The sequence below is a fragment of the Rhizobiaceae bacterium genome (assembly GCA_023953835.1).
In the GTDB taxonomy this organism is placed as follows: Bacteria; Pseudomonadota; Alphaproteobacteria; order Rhizobiales; family Rhizobiaceae; genus Mesorhizobium_G.
In genome coordinates this window covers 2,594,134-2,618,219 of record JAMLJB010000001.1, presented here as the reverse complement: position 1 = coordinate 2,618,219, position 24,086 = coordinate 2,594,134, and the positions used below count along the sequence as shown (strand labels likewise).

Annotated in this window: 21 protein-coding genes; 11 read left to right on the top strand and 10 right to left on the bottom strand. The window is 61.5% G+C overall.

The features are described from left to right. The first annotated feature begins 24 nt into the window (after nucleotides 1-24). The gene (gene carA, locus M9924_12370; protein MCO5065193.1) at nucleotides 25-1,230 is read left to right on the top strand and encodes a glutamine-hydrolyzing carbamoyl-phosphate synthase small subunit; all 1,206 of its coding nucleotides are present in this window, start codon (nucleotides 25-27) and stop codon (nucleotides 1,228-1,230) included. Nucleotides 1,231-1,341: 111 nt separating this feature from the next. On the opposite strand, the gene M9924_12365 is transcribed toward carA, so the two are convergent. Both M9924_12365 and M9924_12360 read right to left on the bottom strand, forming a co-directional pair. After that, a complete protein-coding gene (locus M9924_12365) occupies nucleotides 1,342-2,256 on the bottom strand; it encodes a zinc metallopeptidase (protein ID MCO5065192.1) in 915 nt (304 codons plus the stop codon). Nucleotides 2,257-2,356: 100 nt separating this feature from the next. Continuing rightward, complete coding sequence (locus M9924_12360; protein ID MCO5065191.1) at nucleotides 2,357-2,545, bottom strand: hypothetical protein; 189 nt, start codon at nucleotides 2,543-2,545, stop codon at nucleotides 2,357-2,359. A 141-nt stretch (nucleotides 2,546-2,686) separates the two neighbouring features. Between M9924_12360 and M9924_12355 the strand changes: the two genes are divergently transcribed. The 4 genes from M9924_12355 (at nucleotide 2,687) to M9924_12340 (ending at nucleotide 10,195) form a co-directional block, all read left to right on the top strand. After that, nucleotides 2,687-4,036 carry an Nramp family divalent metal transporter gene (locus M9924_12355; protein ID MCO5065190.1) on the top strand — a complete coding sequence of 450 codons (1,350 nt, stop codon included), beginning with the start codon at nucleotides 2,687-2,689 and terminating at the stop codon, nucleotides 4,034-4,036. A 276-nt stretch (nucleotides 4,037-4,312) separates the two neighbouring features. Further along, nucleotides 4,313-4,681 carry an SH3 domain-containing protein gene (locus M9924_12350; GenBank protein ID MCO5065189.1) on the top strand — a complete coding sequence of 123 codons (369 nt, stop codon included), beginning with the start codon at nucleotides 4,313-4,315 and terminating at the stop codon, nucleotides 4,679-4,681. A gap of 159 nt (nucleotides 4,682-4,840) precedes the next feature. After that, complete coding sequence (carB, locus tag M9924_12345; protein MCO5065188.1) at nucleotides 4,841-8,320, top strand: carbamoyl-phosphate synthase large subunit; 3,480 nt, start codon at nucleotides 4,841-4,843, stop codon at nucleotides 8,318-8,320. A 105-nt stretch (nucleotides 8,321-8,425) separates the two neighbouring features. Continuing rightward, nucleotides 8,426-10,195 carry a DUF262 domain-containing protein gene (locus M9924_12340; GenBank protein MCO5065187.1) on the top strand — a complete coding sequence of 590 codons (1,770 nt, stop codon included), beginning with the start codon at nucleotides 8,426-8,428 and terminating at the stop codon, nucleotides 10,193-10,195. Between the two features lie 36 nt (nucleotides 10,196-10,231). On the opposite strand, the gene M9924_12335 is transcribed toward M9924_12340, so the two are convergent. Both M9924_12335 and M9924_12330 read right to left on the bottom strand, forming a co-directional pair. After that, on the bottom strand, nucleotides 10,232-10,672 hold the full coding sequence (locus M9924_12335) for a DNA-binding protein (protein ID MCO5065186.1): 441 nt from the start codon (nucleotides 10,670-10,672) through the stop codon (nucleotides 10,232-10,234). 64 nt (nucleotides 10,673-10,736) lie between these two features. Further along, the gene (locus tag M9924_12330) at nucleotides 10,737-11,558 is read right to left on the bottom strand and encodes a lytic transglycosylase domain-containing protein (protein MCO5065185.1); all 822 of its coding nucleotides are present in this window, start codon (nucleotides 11,556-11,558) and stop codon (nucleotides 10,737-10,739) included. 186 nt (nucleotides 11,559-11,744) lie between these two features. On the opposite strand from M9924_12330, the gene M9924_12325 reads away from it, so the two are divergent. Next, nucleotides 11,745-12,290, top strand: a complete 546-nt coding sequence (locus tag M9924_12325) for a methylated-DNA--[protein]-cysteine S-methyltransferase (protein MCO5065184.1) — start codon at nucleotides 11,745-11,747, stop codon at nucleotides 12,288-12,290. Between the two features lie 6 nt (nucleotides 12,291-12,296). Here M9924_12325 and M9924_12320 read toward each other — a convergent pair whose 3' ends face one another. The 3 genes from M9924_12320 to M9924_12310 form a co-directional block, all read right to left on the bottom strand. Then, a complete protein-coding gene (locus M9924_12320; protein MCO5065183.1) occupies nucleotides 12,297-12,620 on the bottom strand; it encodes a hypothetical protein in 324 nt (107 codons plus the stop codon). Between the two features lie 71 nt (nucleotides 12,621-12,691). Next, nucleotides 12,692-13,504 (bottom strand): hypothetical protein, encoded by an 813-nt coding sequence (locus M9924_12315; protein MCO5065182.1) that lies wholly within the window; start codon nucleotides 13,502-13,504, stop codon nucleotides 12,692-12,694. Between the two features lie 8 nt (nucleotides 13,505-13,512). Next, entirely contained in the window at nucleotides 13,513-14,424 is a 912-nt protein-coding gene (locus M9924_12310; protein ID MCO5065181.1) for an EAL domain-containing protein, read from the bottom strand. A 165-nt stretch (nucleotides 14,425-14,589) separates the two neighbouring features. Between M9924_12310 and M9924_12305 the strand changes: the two genes are divergently transcribed. The 4 genes from M9924_12305 to M9924_12290 all read left to right on the top strand — a co-directional run bounded on the left by M9924_12305 (nucleotide 14,590) and on the right by M9924_12290 (nucleotide 19,626). Further along, entirely contained in the window at nucleotides 14,590-15,792 is a 1,203-nt protein-coding gene (locus M9924_12305; GenBank protein MCO5065180.1) for a pyridoxal phosphate-dependent aminotransferase, read from the top strand. Nucleotides 15,793-15,937: 145 nt separating this feature from the next. Continuing rightward, on the top strand, nucleotides 15,938-17,989 hold the full coding sequence (locus tag M9924_12300) for an elongation factor G (protein MCO5065179.1): 2,052 nt from the start codon (nucleotides 15,938-15,940) through the stop codon (nucleotides 17,987-17,989). Nucleotides 17,990-18,108: 119 nt separating this feature from the next. Continuing rightward, nucleotides 18,109-19,065, top strand: coding sequence for a protein-methionine-sulfoxide reductase catalytic subunit MsrP (msrP, locus tag M9924_12295; GenBank protein ID MCO5065178.1), 957 nt, complete (start codon nucleotides 18,109-18,111; stop codon nucleotides 19,063-19,065). A gap of 318 nt (nucleotides 19,066-19,383) precedes the next feature. Continuing rightward, nucleotides 19,384-19,626, top strand: coding sequence for a hypothetical protein (locus tag M9924_12290; protein MCO5065177.1), 243 nt, complete (start codon nucleotides 19,384-19,386; stop codon nucleotides 19,624-19,626). 243 nt (nucleotides 19,627-19,869) lie between these two features. Here M9924_12290 and M9924_12285 read toward each other — a convergent pair whose 3' ends face one another. From M9924_12285 to M9924_12275, 3 genes are all read right to left on the bottom strand, one after another. Further along, nucleotides 19,870-20,766 carry a LysR family transcriptional regulator gene (locus M9924_12285; GenBank protein ID MCO5065176.1) on the bottom strand — a complete coding sequence of 299 codons (897 nt, stop codon included), beginning with the start codon at nucleotides 20,764-20,766 and terminating at the stop codon, nucleotides 19,870-19,872. A gap of 125 nt (nucleotides 20,767-20,891) precedes the next feature. Further along, on the bottom strand, nucleotides 20,892-21,866 hold the full coding sequence (gene trxB, locus M9924_12280; protein MCO5065175.1) for a thioredoxin-disulfide reductase: 975 nt from the start codon (nucleotides 21,864-21,866) through the stop codon (nucleotides 20,892-20,894). 213 nt (nucleotides 21,867-22,079) lie between these two features. Further along, entirely contained in the window at nucleotides 22,080-23,372 is a 1,293-nt protein-coding gene (locus M9924_12275; protein MCO5065174.1) for an NAD(P)/FAD-dependent oxidoreductase, read from the bottom strand. 237 nt (nucleotides 23,373-23,609) lie between these two features. Between M9924_12275 and M9924_12270 the strand changes: the two genes are divergently transcribed. Continuing rightward, a complete protein-coding gene (locus tag M9924_12270; protein MCO5065173.1) occupies nucleotides 23,610-24,086 on the top strand; it encodes an Lrp/AsnC family transcriptional regulator in 477 nt (158 codons plus the stop codon).

Sequence of the window (24,086 nt, the reverse complement as noted above, 5' to 3'; positions counted from 1 at the left end):
GTGACGGCCCGCGCCCGAACGGGAATGACGACGATGGCGACTGCGCCCTGGACAATCGACAAGCCGACAGCGCTTCTGGTCCTTGCGGACGGCACCGTGATCGAGGGGCGCGGCCTCGGCGCCACGGGCAGCACCGTCGCGGAAGTCTGCTTCAACACCGCCCTGACCGGCTATCAGGAAATACTGACGGACCCTTCCTATGCGGGCCAGATCGTCACCTTCACCTTTCCGCACATCGGAAATGTCGGCGCGAACGATGAAGACATCGAAGACCTCAACCCCGCTGCCCGCGCCGGTGCGGTGGGCGCGGTGTTCAAGGCGTCGATCACCGATCCCTCGAACTACCGCTCCCATGCGCATTTCGACCAATGGTTGAAGAAGCGCGGCATCATCGCCATCAGCGGCATCGACACCCGCGCGCTGACCGCCGCAATCCGGCGCAACGGCGCGCCCAACGCGGCGATCGCCTATTCGCCCGACGGCGTGTTCGACGTCGCGGATTTGCGCCGGCGGGCCGCCGCGTGGTCGGGGCTCGTCGGGCTCGACCTTGCCAAAGAAGTCACCTCCGGCCAGTCGTTAGGCTGGAACCAGACGCCGTGGGAATGGAACAAGGGCTATGGCGAGCAGGATGCGCCCACCATGCATGTCGTGGCGGTGGACTACGGCGTGAAGCGCAACATCCTGCGCCTGCTCTCCGGTCTCGGGGCGAAGGTCACGGTCGTTTCGGCGAACACGTCCGCCGACGACATTCTCGCCATGCAGCCCGATGGCGTGTTCCTGTCGAACGGTCCCGGCGACCCCGCCGCGACGGGCGAATATGCCGTGCCGGTCATCCAGGATCTGCTCAAGACGGATCTGCCCATCTTCGGCATCTGTCTCGGGCACCAGATGCTGGCGCTGGCGCTCGGCGGCAAGACCGAGAAAATGCATCAGGGCCATCACGGGGCAAACCACCCCGTCAAGGACCACACCACCGGCAAGGTGGAGATCGTGTCCATGAATCACGGCTTCGCGGTGGATTCGAAGTCCCTGCCCGAAGGCGTTGAAGAGACTCACATTTCGCTGTTCGACGGGTCGAATTGCGGATTGTCGGTCACCGGCAAGCCGGTGTTTTCCGTGCAGCATCACCCGGAAGCCTCCCCCGGCCCGCAGGATTCACACTATCTCTTCCGCCGCTTCGTCAATCTCATCCGCGAACGCCGCGGCGAAGCGGCACTCGCCGAACGCTGATCGGCGTTCGCGCGACCCCTCATCCACCTGCCGGCACCTTCTCCCACAGGGGGAGAAGGACGATATTCACCGGCGCCCCTTCCTTGTCAAAATTGGGGTGAGAACCAGCGTCTAAACCGGATTGTTGAACGTATCGCAGTCGGACAGCTTGCCGCTGTTGAAGCCGCGCGCGAACCATGTCTGGCGTTGCTGCGAGGTACCGTGGTTGAAGCTCTCCGGCACGACATAGCCCTGCATGCGCTTCTGCAACGTATCGTCGCCGATCTGCTGGGCGGCGTTGAGCGCTTCTTCGGGATCGCCCTTGTCGAGGATACCCTTCTGCGCGGTGTAGTGCCCCCAGACACCGGCGAAGCAATCCGCCTGCAATTCGACGCGTACGGACATCGCGTTCGCCTCCGCCTCGCTCATTTGCTGGCGCATCTGGTTGAACTTGGGCAGCACGCCGATGAGGTTCTGGACGTGGTGTCCCACCTCATGCGCGATGACGTAGGCCTGGGCGAAATCGCCCGATGCCCCGAACTGCTGCGAGAGTTGCTTGAAGAAGGCCGTGTCGAGATAGACCTTCTGATCGTTCGGGCAGTAGAACGGCCCAGACGCGGCAGAGGCAAAGCCGCAGGCCGAGCGCACCTGCCCGCTGAACAGCACGAGCTTCGGGTCAGTGTAGGTCTCTCCCTCGGCCTTGAAGATACCCGACCAGGTGTCTTCCGTTTCCGCCAGCACGGTCGAGACGAACTGCTTCATTTCATCCGTGGCGGCAGGCTGGCCGCCTTCGTCTACCTCGGTCATCTGCGCGTCCGGCCCAAACCCGCCGCCATCGCCTGTCAAGACCTGAAGCGGGTCTATGCCGCAGGCGCGCAGCGCGAAGAACAGCACGACGAGGATGATGATGCCGGACAGGCCGCCACCGCCTGCACCGCCGCCGATCGGGATGCGGATGCGTCCGCCGCCGCCCGGCATGCCGAAGCCGCCGCCCTGTCCTCTGATGTCTTCCACATTGTCGCTCTGGCGACGGCCTCTCCAGCGCATGCACTTTCCCTCATTCCCGGCGGCCAGGCCGCTCCAGCCCTTCAACCCAAGCGTTAACGCAATCGCCGGTTGAAGTCACATTTTTTCTACATCTTGAAGACTATCGCTGCTTGGTTCCGGCGCTCTTGCCGTCCGAACTTTTCGAGCGCTCCTCGAAGCGCTTTTCACCCTTCTTGAGCGGCCTGCCGGTTTCGCCCTCCACCTTGCGTTCTTCTTTCTTCGCACTGCGTTTCAACCCTGCGGCTGCCGATTTGCCTGCCGCACTCTGTGCTTTGGTCGCGGTTTTCATGGTGTTCCTCCAACTGCACCGCCCGCACGGCGGCAGGCCGTAAACGGATTCCAGCCAACTGCGTTCCACCCCTCTTGCAAATCGTTTGCAAATGGCTATTGTTGAGAATGATTTGCAATTGCGAAAATTTCAGTGCGCTCCATGGATGCTTCCGTCAACACCGACTCCAATGACATCCGCGGCTGGATAAAGCCGCGCGGCGAGGCGTCCCTGTCCGACGTTCACGGCACCGTTCCCGTCTCCCGGGGCGGACCCGGCTGGAAGCGCGCGCTTGCCTTCGTCGGGCCGGGCTATCTGGTCGCCGTCGGCTACATGGACCCCGGCAACTGGGCGACCTCAATCGCGGGCGGCGCGCAGTTCGGCTACACGCTGCTGGTCGTGGCGCTGGTGTCGAACATCATGGCGATCATCCTGCAGGCGCTGTGCGCCCGGCTGGCCATCGGTTCGGGCCGCGACCTGGCGCAGGCCTGCCGCGACGCCTATCCGGCCCCGGTCGCCATCGCCCTTTGGGCACTGGCGGAAATCGCCATTGTCGCGACCGACATCGCCGAAGTCATCGGCACCGCCATCGGCCTGAATCTCCTGTTCGGCCTGCCGCTGGAAATCGGCGTCATCGTCACGGCGCTGGACGTGTTCCTGATCCTATACCTGCAAAAACTCGGATTCCGCTTCGTCGAGGCGTTCATCATCACGCTGCTTGGCGTCATCGCCGTGTGCTTTGCGGTGCAGATCGCGCTGGCCGATCCGAACTGGGGTGACGTGGTGCGGGGCTTCGCGCCCACCACGGAAATCGTCACCAACCCGCAGATGCTCTACCTTGCGCTCGGCATTCTGGGCGCGACCGTCATGCCGCACAACCTCTACCTGCATTCGGGCATCGTGCAGACCCGCGCCTACGGTAAATCGGTCGAGGAAAAGCGCGAGGCGCTGAAATTCGCCACCATCGATTCAACGGTCGCGCTGATGTTCGCGCTGCTGGTGAATTCCTCGATCCTGATTCTCGCCGCCGCCGCGTTTCACAACACCGGCAACACGGAGATCGTGGAGCTTGGCGAAGCGCATGCGCTGCTGTCGCCGCTGCTCGGCGCGGCCATCGCACCCGCCCTGTTCGGCATCGCGCTTTTGTGCTGCGGCCTGAACTCGACGGTGACGGCCACGCTTGCCGGCCAGATCGTGATGGAAGGTTTCCTCAACATCCGGCTGCGGCCATGGATGCGACGCCTCATCACGCGTGCCATCGCCATCGTGCCGGCGGCTGGCGTCACCATCTGGTACGGCGATCAGGGCACCGCCCACCTGCTGATCCTGACGCAGGTGGTGCTGTCGCTCCAACTGTCCTTTGCCGTGTTCCCGCTGGTTTTCTTCACAGCCTCAAAGGCCAAGATGGGCGCGCTCGTCGCGCCACGCTGGCTCACCGCCGCCGCGATGGCCATCGCAATCGTGATCGCGCTGCTCAACGTCAAGCTGCTGTTCGATTTCTTCTTTCAATAACCGCGCTCGCGCCACCCCTCATCCGCCTGCCGGCACCTTCTCCCACAGGGGGAGAAGGGAATGTCAGTAACGCCGGCCTCAGTCACCGACGTCGCAGAAAGTGCGAGACGTGGTTGCCGTCTTCCTTCTCCCCTTGTGGGAGAAGGTGCCGGCAGGCGGATGAGGGGCGGGATCCGACCCTCGGAAACCGAACAAGCGGCACTATCTCACCCTCCACCAAAAAACGGTCTGGAACTGCCTCCATCATGCGTGCAATCCTGAGTTGTTCGATTCACCATGACACATCTTCGCGCCCTGCCCTTTCTGATCCCCGCCCTCCTGCCCGTCGCCGCCGGCGCGCAGGATGCCGGCAACATGACTGAAATCCCGGTGTTCGAGGTGGGCGGCGTGGCGCCGAGCGACCTTTTGAACATGCGCGCCACGGCCTCGGCGGGCGGGCTGATCATCGCCCGGTTCGAAAACGGTGCGATGCTGAAAAACCTGGGCTGTTCGGATGTGCAGGGCACGAACTGGTGCAAGGTGCAATATGTTGACGATCCGAAGCTGATGGGTTGGGCGCCCGCGCGCTATCTGCTCGATCCGGCCACCGCCGGAATCGAGGAGCCGGACCCCGCGGAAGGCGAGGCGCAGGAACCGGCCCAATAGCGCGACAAACCATTCACGGAAAAGCGCATTTGCGGCCTTCCCACGCCGCGACTCCTCCCCTATAAGGCGCGCCTAGCCTGATAATAGAATATTGCCTGCGCGCCGGCCGGCCTCATCCCGCGCCGCCGTTTCGCGCAAGCCGCACACACGGATGACCGCATGCCAAAACGCACCGACATCAAGTCCATCCTGATCATCGGCGCGGGACCGATCGTCATCGGTCAGGCATGCGAGTTCGACTATTCAGGCACGCAGGCCTGCAAGGCGCTGCGCGAGGAAGGCTACCGCGTCATCCTGGTCAACTCCAACCCGGCGACGATCATGACCGACCCGGAACTGGCCGATGCGACCTATATCGAGCCGATCACGCCGGAAGTCGTCGCCAAGATCATCGCGCGCGAGCGGCCTAACGCACTGCTGCCGACGATGGGCGGCCAGACCGCGCTGAACACGGCGCTGTCGCTGCGGCGTATGGGCGTGCTGGAGCGCTACAATGTCGAGATGATCGGCGCGGACGCAGCCGCAATCGACATGGCCGAGGATCGCGCGCTGTTCCGCGAGGCGATGGCGAGGATCGGGCTGGAGACGCCGCGCTCCATGCTGGCCAACGCGACGGAGGTGAAGGACGCCGACCGCAAGACCCACGAATCCGGGCGCGCCAAGCTCAAGGCGGAAAACCCGGCGGACCTCGACGCCGCGCTCGATGCGCTCGAAACCCGCTGGAACCTTGGCGAGACGGACCGCAAGCAGCGCTACATGGCGCATGCCATGGCCGTCGCCGCACAGGCGCTGGACCATGTCGGCCTGCCGGCGATCATCCGCCCCTCCTTCACGCTGGGCGGCACGGGCGGCGGCATCGCCTACAACCGCGCCGAGTTCTTCGACATCGTGCAGGCGGGGCTGGACGCCTCGCCCACCACGGAAGTGCTGATCGAGGAAAGCGTGCTCGGCTGGAAGGAATTCGAGATGGAGGTCGTCCGAGACAAGGCGGACAATTGCATCATCGTGTGCTCCATCGAAAACATCGACCCGATGGGCGTGCATACGGGCGATTCCATCACGGTTGCGCCCGCGCTGACGCTGACCGACAAGGAATACCAGATCATGCGCAACGCCTCGATTGCGGTGCTGCGCGAGATCGGCGTCGAAACCGGCGGCTCGAACGTGCAGTTCGCGGTCAACCCCGCCGACGGACGCCTCGTCGTCATCGAGATGAACCCGCGCGTGTCGCGCTCCTCGGCGCTGGCCTCCAAGGCGACCGGCTTCCCCATCGCCAAGATCGCGGCCAAGCTCGCGGTCGGCTACACGCTGGACGAACTGGAAAACGACATTACAGGCGGCGCAACGCCCGCCAGCTTCGAGCCGTCCATCGACTATGTGGTGACGAAGATCCCGCGCTTCGCCTTCGAGAAGTTCCCCGGCGCGGAGCCGGTGCTGACCACCGCCATGAAGTCGGTCGGCGAGGTCATGGCCATCGGGCGCACCTTCCAGGAATCCCTGCAAAAGGCCCTGCGCGGGCTGGAAACGGGGCTGACCGGCCTCGACGAAATCGAGATTCCCGGCCTTGAATCGGGCGAGGACAAGAACGCGATCCGCGCCGCACTCGGCACGCCGACGCCCGACCGGCTGCGCATGGTGGCGCAGGCTCTGCGCATGGGCACCTCGCTGGAGGACGTGCACCAGATGTGCCGCATCGACCCGTGGTTCCTCGAACAGATCGCGGGCATCATCGCCATGGAAGCACGCATACGCGAGCACGGCCTGCCGCGTGACGCCGCGAACCTGCGCATGCTGAAGGCGATGGGTTTTTCCGACGCGCGCCTCGGTTCGCTGACCGGAGGCGACGCCGACACGGTGCGCGCCGCGCGCCAGAAGCTCGACGTGCATCCGGTCTACAAGCGCATCGACACCTGCGCCGCCGAGTTCGCCTCCCCCACCGCCTATATGTACTCGACCTATGAGGTGCCCTTCGCGGGCGCGCTGGACGACGAGGCGCAGGTGAGCGACCGCAAAAAGGTCGTCATCCTGGGCGGCGGGCCGAACCGCATCGGCCAGGGCATCGAGTTCGACTATTGCTGCTGCCACGCGGCCTTTGCGCTGCGCGAGGCGGACTATGAAGCGATCATGGTCAACTGCAACCCGGAGACGGTGTCGACCGACTACGACACCTCCGACCGGCTCTATTTCGAGCCGCTGACGGCGGAGGACGTGCTGGAAATCCTGCGCGTGGAACAGGCGAAAGGCACGCTGCACGGCGTCATCGTCCAGTTTGGCGGGCAGACCCCGCTCAAGCTTGCCGACGCGCTGGAAAAGGCGGGCATACCGATCCTCGGCACCTCGCCCGACGCCATCGACCTCGCGGAAGACCGCGACCGTTTCCAGAAGCTGCTCAACAGGCTCGGCCTCACCCAGCCGAAGAACGGCATCGCCTATTCCGTCGAGCAGGCGCGCACGGTGGCGAGCGAACTGGGCTTTCCGCTGGTCGTGCGCCCTTCTTATGTGCTTGGCGGGCGCGCCATGCAGATCATCAACGACGAGAGCCAGTTGCAGTCCTACCTGCTGGACACGGTGCCGGGCCTTGTGCCGGAGGACATCAAGCAGAAATACCCGAACGACAAGACCGGCCAGATCAACACGCTGCTCGGCAAGAACCCGCTTCTGTTCGACTCCTATTTGTCGGGGGCCATCGAGGTCGATGTGGACTGCCTGTCGGACGGCAAGTCGAACTATGTCGCGGGCGTAATGCAGCACATTGAGGAAGCGGGCATCCATTCCGGCGATTCCGCCTGCTCGCTGCCGGCCTACACGCTCGACACCGAAACCGTGGCCGAGCTTGAGCGGCAGGCCAAGGCAATGGCGCTGGCGCTCAAGGTCGGCGGCCTGATGAACGTCCAGTTCGCCATCAAGGACGGCCAGATCTACGTGCTGGAAGTGAACCCGCGCGCCAGCCGCACCGTGCCCTTCGTCGCCAAGGCGATCGGCCGCCCGATTGCAAAAATCGCCGCGCGCATCATGTCGGGCGAAACGCTCGACGCGGCCTTCGCCCATTACGGCAAGAAGGTCGACGCCACAGCGCTCAAGCACATAGCGGTGAAGGAAGCCGTGTTCCCCTTCGCGCGCTTCCCCGGCGTGGACACGCTGCTCGGCCCGGAGATGAAATCGACGGGCGAGGTCATGGGCCTCGACACCGACTTCGCGCTGGCCTTCGCCAAGAGCCAGCTTGGCGCAGGCATCGACCTGCCCCGCTCGGGCACGGTGTTCGTCTCCGTACGCGACGAGGACAAGAATGGCATATTGCCCGCCATCAAGCGCCTTGCCGACCTCGGCTTCAAGGTGCTGGCGACGAGCGGCACGCAGCGCTTCCTCGCGGAACACGGCGTGGCCGCCGAAAAGATCAACAAGGTGCTGGAAGGCCGTCCGCATATCGAGGACGCGATCCGCAACCGGCAGGTGCATCTGGTGTTCAACACCACCGACGGCCAGAAAGCCGTCTCGGACTCCAAGTCGCTGCGCCGCGCAACGCTGATGCAGAAGGTGCCGTACTACACGACGCTTGCCGGCGCCGCAGCCGCCGCCGAAGCAATCGCCGCGCTCAAGGCCGGGAGCCTTGAGGTGCGGAGGTTGCAGGAATATTTCTGAGAGCCGATTCACTTAACGACAACGACGATACAGCCAATGTGCTATCTAGAGTTGTTATGCGGGCAATGCTATTAACCGATAGATAGGTTACCCCGCGAGAGAGACATGGCAGAATTAGCTTCTCAACCGACGTCAGTCCAGACGATTTACAGTTGGTATCGGGATTCCAAGCTACAAGTAAACCGGCGCTATCAACGAAAATTGGTTTGGACGCTCGAAGAAAAGCAAAAACTCATTGATTCCCTGATCCGAAAATATCCGATCCCTGCAGTATTACTTGCGGAGAGAGCGGATTCGGCCGGAATCTACGAGATAATTGATGGTCTTCAACGGCTACACAGCATCGTTTCATTCATTGAGCATGGATTCCCTGATGCTGAAGGAAAGAAATTTAACGTTGAAGATTTCACGACCGCAAAGCTAAACGCAGATAAATTCGTTATTGATGAAAAGGCAACTTACATAAACTCAAAGGACGTATCGACGATACTTGATTATGTTCTACCGGTATCTATTATGAGAAACGCTACTGATTCTGAGATCGCAGATGTATTCGATAGAATCAATACATATGGACACCGGCTAAGCGATCAAGAGCGCCGTCAAGCTGGCGTAGAAACAGAATTCTCTAAGTTTGTACGCGATATCTCATGTGAAATTCGTGGGGACGTTTCACAAAACTTGGTAAATCTTTTTGACATGCCGGCAATCAGTATCAATCTTCCAAAGTCCAAGCACGGATACGCCGTTGAAGCGGAAGATGTATTTTGGGTCAACCAGGGCGTCTTGAGATCAACTGACTTACGAGATAGCTTAGATGAACAATGCGTCGCTGATATCGCAGCAACTGCAATTAGCGCTGAACCCATCGATCGTTCAAAAGAAGCTCTCGACCAAATCTACGATAAAACAAATGACGAATCTGCGCGGATTGAGGCTGCGCTAGGCGCATATGGGGTCAAAAAATTGTCCGATGAGTTCAAATTCTGTATAGCAGAAATTGCCAAAATTACGGACGCTGCTGGGCGAAAATTGCGCTCTATTATTTTTTCTAAAAACACGACAAATGCCTATCCAAGTGTCTTCGCAGTTATATTTACTGCGATACATGAGCTAATTATAAAAGATGGGCTCAGGATTGCTGATTACAAAGGAATGGCTTCTTCTCTAGGAAATATTGTTGATAGATTGGAGACAGGAAGGAAAGCTACTTCTCCAGACGAAAGAAGAAAGAATATAGATGCTGTAAAAGGACTTATAATATCAAGATTTTATAAGCCAAAAACCGATGGAATTATAAATGATATATATAACGACCATAGCGTTGTAGATATTGACAATATTATACGTAGGTCCATGGTTGAACTTCCAAATTATGAATTGAAGCAAGGAATTGTGCGCCTAGATTCAAAGGATCGCACTATCGATAACCGCGCGATAGATCGAATTATAAATACGATCTGTGGAATTGCAAACATCGGCCCACAATCCTCCGGAAAAATCGTGATTGGAGTATCAGATCAAGAAAGACACACTGAGAAAATTGTGGAAATAGACAATATTAAGCCCGTATCTGTTAACAATCGGGATGTGGTTGGTGTATATCGTGAGGCAAAGGCGCTAAATATTTCAAACGAAGCGTATCTAAAAGCTATTAGAGATAGAATATCAAATTCAAAATTGTCGGATGGCCTCAAGAATGATGTTCTTTCTAATATTGATATGAATGAATATTTTGGGCTTGGAATAATTATTATAACAGTTCCCCCTCAGAAAGAGGTCTCTAGTGTAGGAGATGAGGTATATTTCAGAAGTGGGAATCAGACCGAAAAGGCGAGCCCCAAATCTGTTGCGGAGATTGCAAAGCGATTTTAGCCGAGGCTGGGCGCCAAGAGGACAAATCCGGATACACTACCCCAAATCCAGCAGCGCGACCCCCAGCCCTTCGCGCTTCCTCCGGCGCAGGACGCGTGGGCTTTCGGTGATGATGACCTCCAGCGTGGGGTTCACATGCGCTTCCAGCAGATGCCCGCCCTTGCAGGAGCCGTCCGACAGGCCGAGCACCACGTGCAGGTGCAGGCTGGGCATTTCGTCATCGCCAAGGGCGATGTCGCCCAGCGCCGACAGCACCTCGCATTGCTCATCGACGGGAATGCGCGCGTAGTCTTTTCGCGCGAAGTCGAAGAAGCCCACTACCGCGCTTGAAAACGCGCCGATGGCGGACAGTTGCGCGCCGTCTATGTCCTCACGCACCGCAAAGGCGCGGATTGCGCCGAAGGCTTCCTCGCCCGGTTCCAGGACCAGCGCAAAGGTGCGCCCGTGATCTCCAAATGAAAGAAGCTTGGAATGCATCGTGGGTCTCCCTTCCTCAAGGAAAACCCCGATTTGCGCCTCTGGTTCCCGGCGCTTCCTCCGGTCAGAACCGGCTGCGCTTGCGGTCGGTGCCGAGCCCGGTTTCGTCCAGCAGGCCCATGCGCTTGGCGTCAAAATAATAGCCGCGCTGGTAGAGCTGGTCGGCGACCTCCTCGTTCCCCCTGGCCACCATATAGGCCCCGCGCAGGTAGCGGACGGCATATTTCAGGTTGGTTTCGGCATCGAGCAGGCCGCTGGCCTCGCCCAGATAGCCCATGCCGCGCGCGGTCGCATGGCTGATCTGCATCAGGCCCCAATACGGGCCGTTGCGCGCCTGCGGATTGAAGCGGCTCTCGCGCCTTGCCACGCGGCGCACCAGCGATTCCGGCACTTCGTAGTGCTCGGAATAGCTCTTGATAAGGCTGTCGAGTTCGGGGCTGCGCGCGGCGACCGCGCCGTCCGGGCCAAACTTGCCGACGGGTGCGTCCACCGGCTCAGGCCGCATGCGCAGCGCCAGCCCGCCGGGATCGAGCCCGTCATCGGCGGAAGCCAGCAGCACGGGCGGCTGTCCGCCTGTCGCCAGCGCAGGCTGGGATAGCGCGGCGGCGGCCGCCGGGTTGGAAACCGTCCCGCCGGAATAGGCGGACGGCAGCGAAGCGCCCTGCTCGACATCGGCGGCGAGGCTGCGCTGCCCAAGGTCGAGACCGTCACTGGTGGGATTCGATTCAGGAAGCGCCGCCACCATTTCCGGCAGGGCCGGATCGGCGGGCGAAACTGTCGGGGCGGCGTCGGCCAGGCTCGCTGTGCCGCCATCTGTCGTGCAGCCCGCAAGGCCGCCACAGGCGGCAAGCATCGCAGGCAAAATGAAAATCCGCAGTTGCTGCAAGCGGTCCTGCTCCGTTGTTCAATCGCCCATTACATGAGGTGATCGCCGTGGGCAACCTCCGGCAGGAAACGGGTGTCGCTTTTGTCGCATGCCCACTATGAAAACAAGCTGTGAAACGCCCATTTGTTCCTGTTTTGTACGCGCGAAAAATCATGCTAGAATGCAAATAATTTGAAGGATGCGGCCATGTCCCATCATATCTTTGAAACAGCGCTCGGCTTCATGGGCATCGCCTGGCGCACCGCCGGCATCGCCCGGCTTTGCACGCCCCAGCGCGAGCGCGGCGCAATCGAAGCCAGACTGTCGCGGCATGGCGCTTTCGTGGCGGCGGGCGATCTTCCGCCGGCCATTGCCGCCACCGTCGCGCTGCTGAAGCGCTATACGGCGGGCGAAACGGTCGATTTCTCTGGCGTCGAGGTCGATCTGGCAGACGTAGATGCGTTCCGGCTGGCCATTTACGAGGCCGCGCGCAGGCTGCAATTCGGCGAAACCACCACCTATGGCGGGCTGGCCGCTGCCGCCGGACATCCCGGCATGGCCCAGCAGACCGGACAGGCGCTCGGCCAGAATCCCGTGCCCATCATCGTGCCGTGCCATCGCATTCTGGCGGCGGGCGGCAAGATCGGCGGATTTTCAGCGCCCGGCGGGTCGCGCACCAAGGAAATGCTGCTTGCTCTGGAGGGTGTGCATGTCGGCCCGCCGCCGCCCGCCCAGGCGGCGTTCGCCTTCTAGCTCAACTCAGGGCGCGTAGAGCCAGAGGCGTTCATCATTGTCGGAGCGCACGCATTGCTTCACCGTGCAACTGCGCTTGTCGGCGGTCGGCACGGAATCCAGATCGATCACCTCGCCGCGATCGCAATAGCGCCCGTCGCTGACATAGCGTCCATAGAGCGGAAGGCCCGGCGTTCGTTTCGATTGCCACCGAAGGATCGCCACGCCGTCCCGCTTGAGCGCGGCCTGCACCTGCGCGCAGGTCATGCTCATGGTCTGATACCGGGTAATTGCCTGCGCCTGACCCGTGGCAACCACGAGCAACGCCACTGTGCCCAACAGTTTCAACATGAAGATCACCTCCGCCTGACTGCCGGAACGCAACGTCGTTCCAAAACGCGGCAAAGCTTTGTTCGGTTATCTTAGCCCGGTCGCCTGCGCCGTGCAAACGGCACGATGTTCTGCGCGCGCGCTGTGAGCGTGGAAAGCGGCACCGGCGAAAGGTTCATTGCCGCGCCCGCCGGCAGCGAAAGGCTGAGCGCATCGCCGCTGAACAGCGTGGCGCCAAGTCCGGGCGCAGCCGCTGCCCGCACCGGATTGTCGATGCCGCAAAACATCACTTCGGCAGCAGCGTCCCGGCAGGAACCGACAAACCGGGCAAGCAGCGACGCCAGCGCCGGATTTTCCGCCGCCTTCTCCACCCATTCGCCGGCAATGCGCACCACATGCGGCGCGGTGAGCGCGATGTTGTCGGCAAGGGCGGGGTCGCCGAACCCGGCCACCAAGCCGACCTTGTATCCCCTCTCCTTCAACCGGGCGGATATCGCGTCGGGCAGGCTCTCGCCGCCCTCCACGAAAACGGTGATTCGCCCCGCATCCATAGTCGGCGCCGCGAGTTCGTCGAGCGCTTCCAGCGAAATCGCCCGCGAGGGTCCGCCCGGAAAGTCGAGATACAGGGCCAGAGCGTCGGCGTCGCTGCGGTGATGGTTACGCACGATCAGCGTCATCGCCAGCAGGTCCATCGCTTGCCGCGCGGCGGGCGAAGGATCGTTGCCCAGCATGGCCTGCGGCTCGATGTCCACGCCATTGTGCATCGTCGCCATTTCGCCCTGCACCGCCACCGGATGCAGCAGCCCGCGGTCCAGCCGGTAGACCGGGCGATAGCGCGCGCGTGCCCGGAATTTTCCGAGCAAGGCAAATTCGATACCGATCTCGTCGGTCAGGATCGCACTCACGCCGGTTCCTATCTGTGCTTGCGGATGCGGCGGCCGAACACCCTTCCGCGACCGGCGCGTGCCGATGCGGCGGCCTCCGCGCCGTCGGGCGTCGCGGCCTCGTCGGCGGCGGCTTCATGGTCGAACGGGGCAAGGTCGAACGTATCGAAATTGGCCGGAACGGTCTGCGGACGGCCCAACGCATAGCCCTGCGCCATCGACACGCCGCAGGCTTCCGCGACCTCCACCTGCCACGGCTCTTCCAGCCCTTCGAACAGGGTCTTGATTCCGCGATTCTCGAACTCACCCACCATCGCCTTGAGCAGCGCGACGCCTGCGGTGGTGTCCATCAGCCGGGTGATCCAGAAGGCGTCGAACTTCACGATGTCGGGCGACAGGTCCTGTATGCGGCTCATATCGGAATCGTCTGCGCCATAGTCGTCCACCGCGATGCGGAAGCCGTGGTCGCGCAGCGCCGTCACCAGTCCCTTGAACGTTTCGTCGGAGGCGAATTCGTTTTCCGTCACCTCGCAAACGATGCGCTTCGGGTCGATTTTCGCCTCGTGCAGCACCAGCCGCATGTCGCGCAGCGCGCTGTCGGCCAGCGACGCCTCGGCAAACACGCTCGGATCGAAGTTGACGAAGATCGAATGCTGCTCGCCGAGGCATTGCGCGGCGTTCAGGAGGTGCAGGTTGCGGGTCAGCGTTTCGACGTGGAACCGCTCGACGGCGGCAAAGGTGGCAAAAAAGGCAGCCGGCGAAAGCTGCTCGCCATTGCGCGCCGGGCGGATCAGCCCCTCGAACGCATAGGGCGTCAGCCTGCCGCCGGAAAATGCGAATATGGGCTGGAATGCGCTGCGCAACTGGTAAGGCCCCCATACGCCGAACCAGGTGCGGTCTTCCGCTCGAACCAGATGAGAAAGGGCCAGGCTTCGCGCCAATTAACACCTCGCCAGTCAAATTTCGCGCGTGACACTAGCGCCACAGGTTTGACCGGGCGTTAATTTGAGTCCGCAGATTTTCACTTCCCCACATTCCGATGCTTGCAATCACGCATCGGCGGGACAATAGAAGCAGCGCTTTTTTGTCCTAACGGAGCCGTCAACATGGCCTTTCTCGCAGACGCCCTTTCGCGGGTGAAACCCTCCGCGACCATCGCGGTCACCCAGAAGGCGCGCGAACTGAAAAACGCCGGGCGCGACATTATCGGCCTGGGCGCGGGCGAGCCGGATTTCGACACGCCGGACAATGTGAAGAACGCCGCCATCGACGCGATCCGGCGCGGCGAGACAAAATATCCGCCCGTTTCCGGCATCGTTCCCCTGCGCGAGGCCATCGCCGCCAAGTTCAGGCGCGAGAACAATCTCGACTACAAGCCCGCACAGACCATCGTCGGCACGGGCGGCAAGCAGATCCTGTTCAACGCCTTGATGGCGACGGTCAATCCCGGCGACGAGGTCGTCATTCCCTCGCCCTACTGGGTCAGCTACCCGGAAATGGTGGCGCTTTGCGGCGGTACGCCGGTCTTTGCGCCCACCGGCATCGACAACGGCTTCAAGCTCGGCGCCGAGGCGCTCGAAAAGGCGATCACGCCGCGCACCAAATGGCTGATGCTCAACTCGCCGTCCAACCCCTCCGGCGCGGCCTATACGGAGGCGGAGCTTCGTGCACTCGCCGATGTGCTGCTGCGGCATCCGCATGTCTGGGTGCTCACCGACGACATCTACGAGCACCTCACCTATGGCGACTTCGTTTTCCGCACCATCGCCGAGGTCGAGCCGAAGCTGTATGAGCGCACACTGACCATGAACGGCGTGTCAAAGGCTTATGCCATGACCGGCTGGCGCATCGGCTATGCCGCCGGTCCGCTGGAACTGATCAAGGCGATGGACATGATCCAGGGCCAGCAGACGTCGGGCGCCTGCACCATCGCGCAATGGGCGTCGGTCGAAGCCCTGAACGGCCCGCAGGATTTCGTGCAGAAGAACAAGGCGATTTTCCAGGCGCGCCGCGACCTTGTCGTGTCGATGCTCAACCAGGCGCGCGGCGTCGAATGTCCGACGCCCGAGGGCGCATTCTATGTCTATCCGTCCTGCGCGAAGCTGATCGGCAAGAAGACGCCGGGCGGCACGGTCATCGACAGCGACGAAACGTTCTGCTCGCAGCTTCTGGAAACGGAAGGCGTCGCCGTGGTGTTCGGCACCGCCTTCGGCCTCGGCCCCAACTTCCGAATCTCCTACGCGACATCGGAAAAGCTGCTCGAAGAAGCCTGCATTCGCATCCAGCGCTTCACCGCATCTCTGGTTTAGGGGGCACACTCCCCCTTGCCCTTGTTCCGCTACGATGTACGATGACCTCATGGCCGGTGCTGGAGGAGCATCCGCCATGCGACGGCCTTAGGGCCTGAGGGCTGGAATGGCCGCCGCTCAGCAAACGATTGAGTGGAGGTCAATCATGGGAAATCGCGCCGGAGGAAGGCGAACGGGGCCGAAATGCGTTGCCATTGTCGGTCCCTTTGCAAGCGGAAAGTCCACCCTGCTCGAAGCAATTCTGGCCCGCACCGGGGCCGTTCAGCGGCAGAACGCAATCGGCTCGGGCAATACGGTCGCTGACCACAGCGCAGAAGCCAAAGGTCACGCCATGAGCGTCGAGGCGACCGTCGCCACGACCACATTCATGGGTGAGAGCCTGACATTCATCGACTGCCCCGGCTCCATCGAGTTCGCCTACGAATCCGAGCCCATCGTCGCCGCCTGCGACGTCGCGGTCGTGGTGGCGGAGGCCGACGAAAAGAAAATCCCCGCCCTTCAGCTTGTCATGCGCAGGCTGGATGAACTCGGCGTGCCGCGCATCCTGTTCCTGAACAAGATCGACCGCACTGCCGGCGGCGTGCGCGATGTGCTCAAGCTGTTGCAGCCGGCCAGCGCGCGACCGCTGATGCTGCGGCAGATTCCCTTGCGCAAGGACGGCAACGTGATCGGCTCGATCGACCTCGCGCTGGAGCGCGCCTATGTCTGGCGCGAGTTCGCCGAGAGCGAAATCACCGAAATTCCGGGCGACGAGAAGGCGCGCGAGCTTGAAGCGCGCTTCCAGATGCTGGAAACGCTGGCCGACCACGACGATGTGCTCATGGAACAATTGCTTGAAGACAAGGAGCCGCCCGCCGACGAGGTGTTCGACGATCTCGCCGCCGACCTGCGCGACGGGGCGGTGACGCCTGTTTTCATCGGCACGGCGGAAAAGGGCAATGGCGTGTTGCGCCTGCTGAAATCGATCCGCCACGATGCGCCGGATGTCGGCGCGACGGCGCGACGGCTCGGTGTTCCCGACAAGGCCGGCACAGTGGTGCAGGTGATGAAGACCATCCACACGCCGCATGGCGGCAAGCTGTCGGTATCGCGCGTGCTGGCGGGAACGCTGGCGGACGGCGCGGAACTGTATCTGCCGGGCGGCAATCCGGTCAAAATCTCCGGCATGTACAGCTTGCTCGGCACGGCCCAGGTCAAGACCTCCGCCGCGTCCACCGGCGACACGGTTGCGCTCGGAAAGCTGGACGACGCCATGACCGGGCAGACGCTGACCTCTTCCAGATCCGGCATGGAGCCACTGGTGAAACTGGTCCCGCCGCAGCCGGTCTATGCGTTTGCGCTGAGGCCGAAGGAGCGCAAGGACGAGGTGAAGATGTCGGCGGCGATCCATCGCCTTGCCGACGAGGACCCCTCGCTGTCGCTGGAGCACAATCAGGACACGGGCGAGACGATCCTGTCCGGCCATGGCGAAATGCACCTGCGGGTGGCGCGCGAGCGGCTGGAAGGCCGCAACCAGATACCGATCGAAAGCCGCAACCCCTCGGTGCCCTATCGCGAGACGATTCGCAAATCCGTAACCCAGCGCGGTCGCCACAAGAAGCAGTCGGGCGGCCATGGGCAGTTCGGCGACGTGGTGCTGGACATCAAGCCGCTGCCGCGCGGCAGCGGTTTCCAGTTCACCGAGACCATCACGGGCGGCGTGGTGCCGCGCCAGTACATCCCGTCCGTCGAGACCGGCGTGCGGGACTATCTGAAATCCGGCCCGCTCGGCTTCCCGGTGGTGGACATCGCCGTAAACCTTCAGGACGGCTCGTATCACACCGTCGATTCCTCGGACATGGCCTTCCAGATGGCGGCGAAGCTTGCCATGAAGGAAGGCATGGCAGCCTGCGGCCCGGTGCTGCTGGAGCCGATCATGAAGGTCGAGATCTTCACGCCTTCCGACGCCACCGCGAAGATCACCGCGCTGGTGCCGCAGCGGCGCGGGCAGATATTGGGCTATGACGGGCGCGAGGGCTGGCCCGGATGGGACGTGGTGGAAGCCACCATGCCGCAATCGGAAATCGGCGACCTCATCATCGAACTGCGCTCCGCGACGGCAGGCGTCGCCAGCTACCGCGCCACATTCGACCACATGGCCGAACTCACCGGGCGGCTGGCCGACGAGGTGATGAACGCCTCCGGCAAGGCGGCTTAGGTCATGGAGTCATAAAGACACAATCGGTTGATGGCCGGGAAATTCCCGGCCATCTGTAACGTTTGACGGGTGGAGCGCGAAGAAGAATATATTGGATTGCGACGCGCAGGAGATTTGCCATGACAGCCATCCACCGCCGCCCGGATTGGGCTCTTCCCGAGCGCCTCGCGACGCCGGAATCCGTATTCCTGAACCGGCGCACCATTCTGGCGGGCATGGGTCTTGGCCTGAGCGCCGCGTTGCTGCCGCGCCCGGCACGCGCGGAGACGGACCCGACCGCAGACCTCTATCCTGCGAAGCCGAACACGGCTTTCAAGCTCGACCGCAGCGTTACGCCGGAGGAGATCAACGCGAACTACAACAATTTCTACGAATACGGCACCTACAAGGAAATCGCCTCCGAGGCGCAGCAGCTCAAGACCCGGCCATGGCAGGTGGAAATCGGCGGTCTGGTGGGCAAGCCCATGACGCTGGAATTTGACGATCTGGTGCGGAAATTCCCGCTTGAAACCCGGCTTTATCGCCACCGCTGCGTCGAAGCATGGTCCATGACCATTCCATGGGCAGGCTTTCCGCTCAAATCGCTGGTTCAGGCGGTGGAGCCGCAATCTTCCGCGAAATTCGTGCGGTTCGAGACTTTCCTCGATCCCGACATGGCGCCCGGCCAGAACAATTTCCTCTACCCGTGGCCCTATATCGAGGGCGTGACCGTGGATGAAGCCATGAACGAACTGCCGTTCATCGTGACCGGCGCATATGACAAGCCTCTGGCCAAGCAGTTCGGCGCGCCGCTGCGTCTTGCGCTGCCGTGGAAATACGGATTCAAGTCTATCAAGTCGATCCGCAAGATCACCTTCGTGGAGGAACGCCCGGTCGGCCTGTGGGAAGCGATCCAGCCGAGCGAATACGGCTTCTGGGCCAATGTGAACCCCAAAGTGCCGCATCCGCGCTGGAGCCAGGCGCGCGAACGTGTTTTGCACACCGGCGAACTTGTGCCGACCCTGCTCTTCAACGGCTACGGCGATCAGGTCGCGCATCTCTACAAGGGCATGGACCCCGCGACGCTCTATATGTGATCGGGGGCGAGCTGGCGCTGCCCGATCCCTCATCCAAAATCCCGCTTCTATTTTAGCATATGATGGAATATGGTCGCGCCGGGTTCGGCCATCCGGTCGGGCCCGGGATCTAGAAGTCCCTCAAGAAGCGGTTATGTCGACCGAAACGGCAATTCCTGTCCTTCAGGGCCGGGAGGGCCACGGCTATACAACAGGTTCCCTGAACCAAAGGCCGTGGCAGCCGTCTTCTTGCGGCTTTCTAGCCTCCCGGTCACCAGAGGGGCGTGCTTGGGGCATGGGGAAGCCCCTCGGTGACCATCCAAAGCGCGGGGGGCACGGATGGACAGCTACAGTTTCTGGCAGGATTTTTTCAGCACGTTCCGCGCGTCGTCGGACTTCATCAAGGCGCTGTGGATTCTGGTGCCGCCGGCCTTCGTGGTGGCGCAGACTTGGGTCGTGATGCGTACACGCCCGCCGTTCCCGCAAAAGCCAACAAAAAAGCCGGATCAGTTGATCCGGCTGAGTTTGTTGGAAGTGCCTGTTAGGGCCAACCTCCAGAGGGGAACACTCACCGAGCGCTAATGGGAGGAGGAACGCGCTCAGGAGATGACCGATATATGAGCGCTGAATGCTTCTTTATCAAGCATCGATTTTGCATCGCTTTTATGCAAAAACCGATTGGCTGTGGCACAATCAACTTCGCCGCTCGTTAGTACCAGTACATTTGATCTATTAGCCGGGCAATGAGGGTTGCACGGAAATTAGTCGTGCCTATTTCTTAGGCGTACCCTCAGAGCGCTTACGTAACGTCAGTGCAAATCGCGGTCAATAGGACCAGTTTCGCGCTTTGCTGATCACAAAATCCCGGAAAACGTTGAGCTTGGCCTGATTCTTCATGGCTTCCGGGTAGGCGAAATAAGTGTCGAAGGAAGGCACTTCCGTCTGTTGCAGAAGCTGGACCAATCCCGCCTCCCTGCTGGCGACATAGTCTGGCAGCATGGCGATCCCCGCCCCCGCCTGCACCGCGCGCTTGATCGAAATGACATCGTTGATCTGAAGTGTCGCGGTGCGCTGCCCGCTGTCGAAATCACCCACCGTCTCAAGCCAGTTCAGTTCGGACAGATGCGGCGGAACCGGCACGCCGAATGTAACGATCCGGTGGTTCTTGAGATCGTCGATGGATTCCGGCTTGCCATGCTTGTTGACATAGGCGGCGGACGCGTAGAGATGGAAGTGCACCGTGAAAAGCCGCCGCTGGATGAGGTCCGGCTGTTGCGGCTGGCGCAGCCTGATCGCGCAATCGGCCTGCCGCATGGTGAGATCGAGTTCCTCATTGGCCAGAATGAGCTGCACCTGCATTTCCGGGTACATTTCCAGAAATTCCGGCATCCGCTCCGTGAGCCATCCGGCGCCGAGCCCGACCGTGGTCGTGACCTTGAGAAGCCCGGAGGGGCGGTCCTTGGTCTCGCTGAGCCGCGACTTGATGCTTTCGAGCTTCATCAGCACGTCGTGCGCCGTGCGGAACAGCAATTCGCCCTGCTCCGTGAGCACCAGTCCGCGCGCATGCCGGTTGAAGAGCGGCACGCCGACATCGTGTTCAAGCGCACTGACCTGCCGGGAAATGGCGGACTGCGACAGTTTCAACGTCTCAGCGGCGTGGGTGAACGACCCCGCTTCCGCTGCGGCGTGAAACACGCGTAGCTTGTCCCAATCCAGTGCCATATCGTCCCCTCGTTGATCGGCCTCTTGACGGGCCGTTCAAACAATCCGTCTATTAGAATGCACTATAATTTGACCAAAGATAGACCCGTGGGTCATTTCTCCATGGGCCACTTCATCGGGTCCGCCTATTCGGCGGCTTCCCGATGCACTTCCACACCCGCGAGATATTTTTCCGCTTCCAGCGCCGCCATGCACCCCATTCCGGCAGCCGTCACCGCCTGCCGATAGATATCGTCGGTGACGTCGCCTGCGGCGAAGACGCCCGGCACATCGGTCCGCGTCGAGTCCGGCGCGGTCCAGAGATAGCCGTTCGGCTTCTGCTTCAGCTTGCCGACGAACAGTTCCACCGCCGGCGCATGGCCGATGGCGACGAACACACCATCCGTCGGCATGTCGCTCACCTCGCCGGTCACCACGTTTTTCAGCCGGACGCCCGTTACAAAGGCTGGCAGCGGTGGCTTGCCCGGCGTGCCAGTGATCTCCTCCACGACGCTGTCCCACACCACCTTGATGTTGTCCTTGGCGAACAGCCGTTCGCGCAGGATGCGCTCCGAGCGAAACTCCCGGCGACGATGCACGACAGTGACCGACTTCGCCAGATTGGAGAGGTAAAGCGCCTCTTCCACGGCGGAATTGCCGCCGCCCACCACCACGACATCCTTGCCGCGATAGAAAAAACCGTCGCAGGTGGCGCAGGCCGAAACGCCAAAGCCCTGAAACACCTGCTCGCTCGGGATGCCCAGCCATTTCGCCTGCGCGCCGGTGGCGATGATCAGCGCATCGCAGGTGTAGGTCGTGCCGGAATCGCCGGTCAGCCGGAAGGGCCGCACGTCGAGATCTACGCTCGTGATGATGTCGTTGACGATCTCGGTGCCGACATGCTCGGCCTGCTTGAGCATTTCGCCCATCAGCCAGGGCCCCTGGATCGGCTCGGCAAATCCGGGATAGTTTTCCACATCGGTGGTGATGGTCAGTTGCCCGCCCTGCTGCAATCCGGCGACCAGCACGGGTTTCAGCATTGCGCGAGCCGCATAGATGGCAGCGGTATAGCCCGCCGGTCCTGACCCGATGATTAGAACAGGGGCGTGTTTGGTGGACATGGAAATCCCTCACGCGGCGCGCGCCGCCACATCGATGCGCAAAAAAGTGTCGAATACATAAGATAGGTATAGCCATGCGTCACATGCAAGGCTCGCCGGTCATGATCCCCTTCTATAATCGGGGATGCGGCGTCAAGGCTTCATCGGCCTGAACGGCATATTTTTGCGGACACCTTAATTTGAACGTCGGCCTATTCAGCCGGTTCGGCATGCCTATTCCGCCGGTTCGGCATGAATGTCCTTGAGCTTCTTGATGCCGAGCACGTCCAGCGCGAGGCTTTCGTAGAATGTTTCGGCCTTGCCCTGCCGCACCTTGCGCAGGAAATACTTTTCGAAGCCGACCTTGGCGGCGTGCACCCATTTGCCCTGCGACGACCAGTTGACGTTGCGCGGCGGGATCTGCGGCTGCGCGACGAAGGCAATCCCCTCGTCACCGAAATCGGCGAGGCAGACGGCATTCCAGCTTGCGACCGCGCTCGGCTTCTCGCCCTTGAGAAGCGCGCCGATATTCATCGCCGTTGCAGTGACCATGGACTCGATCATGAAGCCGGTTTTCGGCACGCCGACGGCCAGCGGCGCCTTGCCGACAGGCGGGATCGCCACGCAAACACCAATCGCGAATACGTTCTGGAATGCCGGATTTCGCTGGTATTTGTCGATGGTGATGAAACCGCGCGGATTGGTAAGACCTTCGATTCCGGCCACCGCCGGCACGCCCCTGAAGGCAGGCAACAGCATTGAATAGGAAAACGGTAGTTCATGGCCGGTCTTGACGGAGCCGTCCTCGTTGACCTCCTCGACGAACATCTTCCCGGCCTCGACCTTTGTTACCCGGGCATTGGTGATCCATTTGATGTGCCGCTCGCGCATCGCGCTTTCGAGCAGCCCCTTCGTGTCGCCAACCCCGTCGAGGCCGAGATGCCCGATATAGGGTTCCGGCGTAACGAAGGTCATCGGCACCTGATCGCGCTTCTTGGCGCGGCGCAGCGCCGTATCGAGGATGAAGGCAAATTCGTAGGCAGGCCCGAAACAGGACGCGCCCTGCGCGGCGCCCACGACAATCGGGCCGGGTTTATCGACAAGCGCCTCGAAATTGGCCTTTGCCGCGAGCGCATGATCGATATGACACACGGACTGGGTAAAGCCATCCGGTCCAAGCCCCGGAATTTCGTCGAAGGCCAGTTCGGGGCCCGTCGCGATGACGAGATAGTCATAGTCGATAAAGGAGCCGTCATTGAGCTCGATACGGTTTTCCTTCGGGTGGACGCGCCGCGCGCCTTCCGGTCGCAGCCCAATGCCGCGCTTTGCAAATGTCGACGTAAGATCGACGCTGATGTCGTCGCGCTCGCGCCAGCCGACGGCGACCCACGGATTGGACGGCACGAATGAATAGGCCGTCCCGAGATTGATGACGGTGATCTGGTCTTCGCGGCGAAGCTTCTCTTTCAACTCGTAAGCCATGATGGTGCCGCCAAGGCCCGCACCAAGAACGACGACGTGAGACATGAGCGTTTCCTCCACCTGCGATCCTGTTCGATGGCGAACCGCCGCAACCCGCCGGGCTGCAATGGTCCTCCCGCCATCCTGCTTATCACCTAACATTCAAACTTTCGAAATTCAAGAACTTTAATGTTTTAACATGTGCCGGAGACGGCAGGTGCCGCGCGACCTGTTTTCATGGCCTGCGAACTGGTTTACAGCGGAGACGAAAGATTCTTGCGCAATCAGTCGGAGATTTGAAACATGCCGCTCAAAGCGGAACTCGATGCGACCGACTGGAAAATCCTGAAGGAGCTTCAGGATGACGGCCGGATGACGAATGTCGAGTTGTCGCGCCGGGTCGGCATTTCCGCTCCGCCCTGCCTGCGGCGCGTCAAGCGGCTGGAGGATGCGGGCATCATCATGGGCTATCGCGCCCTGCTCAATGCGCCGATGCTCGGCGCGGATGTCGTCGCCTTCTGCCTCGTCGGCCTGCACCACCACTCCGAAAGCGAGCTGAAGGCCTTTGCCCAGCTCACACGTTCATGGATCATCGTGCGCGAGGCGTGGATGGTTTCCGGCGAGTCCGATTTCATGCTGCATTGCGTGGCCCGCGACCTTGCCACCTTCCAGAACTTCGTCATCGAAAGCCTTACCTCGGCTCCGAATGTCGATACGGTGCGCACCGCGCTGACCATCCGGCAGGAGAAGAACGAGGGCCTTGTCGCCATCGGCGACTGA

What these genes read in the sequence shown, in the direction of transcription:
- carA (MCO5065193.1), top strand. Translation starts at nt 25, where the DNA reads ATGACGACGATGGCGACTGCGCCCTGGACAATCGACAAGCCGACAGCG.
- M9924_12365 (MCO5065192.1), bottom strand. Translation starts at nt 2,256, where the DNA reads ATGCGCTGGAGAGGCCGTCGCCAGAGCGACAATGTGGAAGACATCAGA.
- M9924_12360 (MCO5065191.1), bottom strand. Translation starts at nt 2,545, where the DNA reads ATGAAAACCGCGACCAAAGCACAGAGTGCGGCAGGCAAATCGGCAGCC.
- M9924_12355 (MCO5065190.1), top strand. Translation starts at nt 2,687, where the DNA reads ATGGATGCTTCCGTCAACACCGACTCCAATGACATCCGCGGCTGGATA.
- M9924_12350 (MCO5065189.1), top strand. Translation starts at nt 4,313, where the DNA reads ATGACACATCTTCGCGCCCTGCCCTTTCTGATCCCCGCCCTCCTGCCC.
- carB (MCO5065188.1), top strand. Translation starts at nt 4,841, where the DNA reads ATGCCAAAACGCACCGACATCAAGTCCATCCTGATCATCGGCGCGGGA.
- M9924_12340 (MCO5065187.1), top strand. Translation starts at nt 8,426, where the DNA reads ATGGCAGAATTAGCTTCTCAACCGACGTCAGTCCAGACGATTTACAGT.
- M9924_12335 (MCO5065186.1), bottom strand. Translation starts at nt 10,672, where the DNA reads ATGCATTCCAAGCTTCTTTCATTTGGAGATCACGGGCGCACCTTTGCG.
- M9924_12325 (MCO5065184.1), top strand. Translation starts at nt 11,745, where the DNA reads ATGTCCCATCATATCTTTGAAACAGCGCTCGGCTTCATGGGCATCGCC.
- M9924_12320 (MCO5065183.1), bottom strand. Translation starts at nt 12,620, where the DNA reads ATGTTGAAACTGTTGGGCACAGTGGCGTTGCTCGTGGTTGCCACGGGT.
- M9924_12305 (MCO5065180.1), top strand. Translation starts at nt 14,590, where the DNA reads ATGGCCTTTCTCGCAGACGCCCTTTCGCGGGTGAAACCCTCCGCGACC.
- M9924_12300 (MCO5065179.1), top strand. Translation starts at nt 15,938, where the DNA reads ATGGGAAATCGCGCCGGAGGAAGGCGAACGGGGCCGAAATGCGTTGCC.
- msrP (MCO5065178.1), top strand. Translation starts at nt 18,109, where the DNA reads ATGACAGCCATCCACCGCCGCCCGGATTGGGCTCTTCCCGAGCGCCTC.
- M9924_12290 (MCO5065177.1), top strand. Translation starts at nt 19,384, where the DNA reads ATGGACAGCTACAGTTTCTGGCAGGATTTTTTCAGCACGTTCCGCGCG.
- M9924_12285 (MCO5065176.1), bottom strand. Translation starts at nt 20,766, where the DNA reads ATGGCACTGGATTGGGACAAGCTACGCGTGTTTCACGCCGCAGCGGAA.
- trxB (MCO5065175.1), bottom strand. Translation starts at nt 21,866, where the DNA reads ATGTCCACCAAACACGCCCCTGTTCTAATCATCGGGTCAGGACCGGCG.
- M9924_12275 (MCO5065174.1), bottom strand. Translation starts at nt 23,372, where the DNA reads ATGTCTCACGTCGTCGTTCTTGGTGCGGGCCTTGGCGGCACCATCATG.
- M9924_12270 (MCO5065173.1), top strand. Translation starts at nt 23,610, where the DNA reads ATGCCGCTCAAAGCGGAACTCGATGCGACCGACTGGAAAATCCTGAAG.